Genomic DNA, 508 nt, shown 5'->3' with positions numbered 1-508 from the left:
GGCGATGACGGCGTCGGAAACGGTGGTGTCGGGAAGGCGATCGAACATCGGGGCGGTTCCTTCTGGAAAATCAGGCCGATTCGGCGGCAAGTTCCTTGCAGCCGGTTTCGAGCAGATGGGCGATATGGTCGGCGAAGCTGTTCCATACATCCATGCGGAAGCGGACCTCCGCATCGCGCAGGAGCACTACCATCGCCCCGTCGAAGATCGTCCTGCGGCCCCCTCCGATCGCGATGGTGGCGATGTCGCGGGGGCAGCCGAGCGTCAGCAGCTCGGCCGCCTTCGGCCCCTCGATCGAGAGCGTGACCTCGCGCCCGGAGATGTCGACGAGGCTGTGCGGATGGTCGGCATAGATCGCGGCGCAGGCAGCGGTCAGCGTCGCCACCTGGTCCGCCGGCACATAAAGGGTCCATTCGTCGGGGCCAAGCCGGATGGCCTCGGCGCTACCTGTAGCGGCGCGCTTGCCGATGCGGTCCGGCAGGGTCAGGCCCAGCACCGCTTCCAGCGC

Annotated in this window: 1 protein-coding gene; it reads right to left on the bottom strand. The window is 67.3% G+C overall.

Going from position 1 to position 508, the window contains the following annotated elements; translation table 11 throughout:
• Window positions 1–70 precede the first annotated feature (70 nt).
• On the bottom strand, window positions 71–508 hold a 438-nt coding region (soxG, locus tag CEV33_RS00220; RefSeq protein ID WP_141211510.1), incomplete at its 5' end, for a sarcosine oxidase subunit gamma family protein.

This window comes from Brucella grignonensis (assembly GCF_002252505.1).
GTDB classification, from domain to species: domain Bacteria; phylum Pseudomonadota; class Alphaproteobacteria; order Rhizobiales; family Rhizobiaceae; genus Brucella; species Brucella grignonensis.
This window is presented reverse-complemented; position numbering and strand designations above follow the sequence as displayed.